The sequence below is a fragment of the Pontibacterium sp. genome, from assembly GCF_041587635.1.
Classification (GTDB): domain Bacteria; phylum Pseudomonadota; class Gammaproteobacteria; order Pseudomonadales; family Balneatricaceae; genus Pontibacterium.
In genome coordinates this window covers 1-2,685 of record NZ_JBFGYC010000550.1, presented here as the reverse complement: position 1 = coordinate 2,685, position 2,685 = coordinate 1, and the positions used below count along the sequence as shown (strand labels likewise).

Annotated in this window: 2 protein-coding genes; one reads left to right on the top strand and one right to left on the bottom strand. The window is 52.6% G+C overall.

The annotated features are described in order from the left end of the window. The coding region (locus ABYW01_RS18840) for a hypothetical protein (protein ID WP_372835835.1) at positions 1-393 on the top strand (393 nt) is incomplete at its 5' end. On the opposite strand, the gene ABYW01_RS18835 is transcribed toward ABYW01_RS18840, so the two are convergent. Next, on the bottom strand, positions 340-2,685 hold a 2,346-nt coding region (locus ABYW01_RS18835; protein WP_372835833.1), incomplete at its 5' end, for a hypothetical protein. The two genes, ABYW01_RS18840 and ABYW01_RS18835, sit on opposite strands and share 54 nt — an antisense overlap.

The following is a 2,685-nucleotide window of genomic DNA, read 5'->3' as shown; positions in this document are numbered from 1 at the left end:
CTTAGCATGCCTTTTGTGATTGGCTACATGTGGTGGGATGGAGCTATATCAGCAGAAGATTTCGCCGACATGTCCGATGCTGCAATCTATACAGCTGTAGCTGTGGGACTCTTTTTTGCTTACCACTTCATCACCAAGCCGATACATACCCTTAAAGATCTACTTATCGGATTGCCGATGGACTTCATTCGGCATAACTACAGCCTTTGGCTGGAATTCTTCGGCCACAATATAAAACTCAGCCTTCCCTACCATATAGAGGCGATGGAAAAGCCCGCCCGAATAGAGCAGGGCTTTTCGTGGCGCAAGCTATTTTCAGCGCTATGGGCTGGCATAGTGCTACTGGCGTGGGCTATTGCGCTGGTCGGAATTGTCTGGCTTGCTACCTCCTGAATGCGCCGCATCCATTGCGCTACCCATTACAGCCCCTTCCGCTAAACCATTGCCTTTCACTTTATTGAACGGCCTCAAGAAACGCTCGCTCGTGGCTGCTTTTGCTGCTTTCACTCCGCCACGGCCTTCTATTGCTTTCGCGCCAGCCCCTGCGGCGCGCGATGCCACAAAAGCAACCGGCTCTCCTGCCATGCCTGCAGCCATTTCCGCACGCTGAGCGAAATTAGAGAACCATCGGGGCAAGAACTGACTGACGGTGTTCGCCAGCTGGTAAGACGTCTTGCTGCCGTTCTGCGGTGACTTATCGGCTTTCTTTACGGCCATTGAAAGTCGTGCGAACTGCAGTCGTTCTTTCCCTGTGAACAGTTCTTTCATTAGCTCTGCGCCATTGCCTTTGAGTGCATCATCTAGGCGAGACGCAAACATCTTGGCACTGACCGGCTTGGTGCCGGTTTCGGTCGCTGTCAGCTTAAGAAACGCCGCTTCACGCAATGCATTCCACTCCGATGATTCCGCTCCCAGCACTGACTTAACCCGATTGGCGAGCCTAGCCCCTCCCCCCTTACTTAACTTGGTTGCTCCAAAGAAGTAGTTGGCGGTTTCTGATGCCGTAGGGTTGGCTTCAATAATGCGCTCGATAATATGCCCAGCATCATCCTTAATGCTACGACCACTGCGGGTCTTTTTATCAGACCGCTGAAACTTAAGCGCGTATGTCGTCCTAAGTGATCGGGCGTTTTTCAGCGCATCCAGCGCACCATTATCCCCCGCAAACAGAGCATTATCGACAGCTGTGTCCAAGTAGTTATCAAAAGCGGTTTTCATCTGCATCAGTTGGCGCTTGTCGGATGGGTTTTCCGCTGCACCGATGGAGGTGTTAAAGCGTCGACGCATGGCCTCAATGCGCTTTAGATGCATCGGCTTAAGCTGTCCGTCAAAAGCATTGATTAGCTTCTCCATGCTGCGCACGCCCTGCAAAATATCAGCAGTGCCCTTCAGCTTCGGGTCAAACTCAATCCCGCGCACTGAATTTTTGGTGGCTTTCATTAAACCCTTGAGGCCGTCAGAGTTTAAGTAAGCATCCCCCACGGCATCGTAGGCCTCGCCAACCGCGCTATCTAGCGCTGCCGCCTTAGACCGCAAGGCGTCTCCGACAATCTGACCAGCATCATTCACCTTTTCAATCTGCGGTGCATCTGCGCTCGACAGCCCTGCCTGAACCTTGTTTTTCGCGGCTGCAATCGCCTGGTCCTGATGCTCATCAAAATTACGGATAACTTGCTGCCCTTTCTCTCCCATGCTGCCGTATCGCAGATTATCTTCCGTGCTTAACTGACGAGGGCTACCCGTCGCCTGCCCCCGGGTGTATGGAATATCAAATTCATCGGTCAGCTCATCCGCACGCATTGCTTTGCGCATATCACCCATCTGATCAGTAGGCATGCCGTTTTTCGATAAATTCATGTAGTCGCGGATCAGCTCATCGTTCACAGCATCTGCGGACAGCCCTTTCTTTTCCGCTGCCTTTAGAAAGGCTTGGCGCATGTCATCGGTGACCTCTCCAGTTTCAATGAATTGCTTGCGGAAAGCGGGAACCATCCGCCCCAGTACAGAAGATGCAATTTCAGCACCGCCACCAAAGAGGCTCGCTGTTCCAACCTCTCTCCAATCCGTATTACCAAGAGAAACGTTTTCTTCCCTTCCAGAATACTGAGAGGCTGCATCAATGCCTACTTGTGTTACGCCCGCACCTACTACACCCGCCCCGGCTCGCACGGCAGTAGTTGTAGCAAGCGAAGCGGCCCTTCCCGCCGGATTAAATGCAGCCGCCTGAAACCCTAGTTGCGTCAGATCACGTAGAGAAATCCCGGGCGCATTAAGCATTCCACGTTCGCCACCATACGCACTGCCATCCACAACGATGTTGCCGTGCTCATCTTCTTCGAAAGCGAGATCCGGATAGTTACTGGCGACAATCTTCATCTGCTCTTTTGGATCAAACGTGGTCAGCAGGCCTAGAGCGGTTTTGGCTTGGCGCGCTTTAAGCTCAAAAGGCAGGTCAAATTCAGGTAGCTCTTCCGGGTTTTTATCACCACCGGTCACTAGGTCTACCGCGCCTTGATACCACGGCTGCTCTGCGTCTTGTGGTGCAGGCATAGCCTCTCGCTCCGCCACATCATCGGACTGCATTCCAAACAGTTCATCAGCTGTATAGGTCGCTGTAGCTTGAGGCTGCGTCTGAGGAGGGGCTTTCGCAATGGAAATACCTGCCTCTCCTTTTTTTAGCACCTG